The following is a 728-nucleotide window of genomic DNA, read 5'->3' as shown; positions in this document are numbered from 1 at the left end:
CCACCAGCAGCGGCGGCTCGCCGTCACCGCTGGCAACGTCCTTGCGCGAGCGCACGCGCCACCACAGCGCCGCGCAGGCGATGGCATAGATGGCGGCGGCAGCCAGCGCGGTGAACCACTGTGCGGGCAGGGGCGCGGCTAGCCACCAGCTCTCGCCCAGATGCAGACGCAGCAGCAACACGGCGATCAGCACCAGCACCAGGCCAACGGCGAGGTTGCCAATCAGTGGGCGGTTCACGCGTGGAGCACTCATTGCGTGTCTGCGTCCAGGTGCTGCTGGAACGCCGCCGTCATGGTTTCTTCCAGACCGTGCGGGCCGCGTGTGAGGAAGCGTGCGGCCAGGCCATGATCGGTGGCGAATGCCAGCCCCTGTGTTGCGCCCATCACCGTCAGTGCAGTGGCCCAGGCATCGGCGCGCATCGCTTCGCGCTCGATCACCGTCACCGCCGCGGCGGCGCGGGTTACCGGCGCGTGCGTGCGTGGATCAAGGGTGTGGCTGTAGGAAATGCCGTCCTGTTCATAGTGATGCCAGCGATCACCGGAGGTGGCGATGGCCAGATCATCCAAGGCCAGCACCCGCGGTGGATAGTCGGCGCCGGCGTCTTCTTCCGGAGCCGATTCGACCAGCACCCGCCACGGCTGGCCGTCGGGCTTGCGACCGTAGCCGTGCAGCTCGCCGCCCACTTCGACCAGCGCCGCCTTCGACGCCGTTGCGGCGCAGCCCAGCG

General features: G+C 69.1%; 1 protein-coding gene and 1 pseudogene. Both read right to left on the bottom strand.

The window, feature by feature from the left end:
* Window positions 1-253: pseudogene (locus JCM9942_RS17360) on the bottom strand (sulfite reductase flavoprotein subunit alpha); the annotation flags it as partial.
* A partial coding sequence (locus JCM9942_RS17355; RefSeq protein WP_172675207.1) for an FAD:protein FMN transferase occupies window positions 250-728 on the bottom strand: 479 nt, incomplete at its 5' end. The pseudogene JCM9942_RS17360 and the gene JCM9942_RS17355, both read right to left, overlap by 4 nt.

The organism is Stenotrophomonas pictorum JCM 9942, assembly GCF_001310775.1.
Lineage (GTDB): Bacteria > Pseudomonadota > Gammaproteobacteria > Xanthomonadales > Xanthomonadaceae > Stenotrophomonas > Stenotrophomonas pictorum.
The sequence above is the reverse complement of the archived record's forward strand: the minus strand, read 5'-3'. Positions and strand labels throughout refer to the sequence as shown.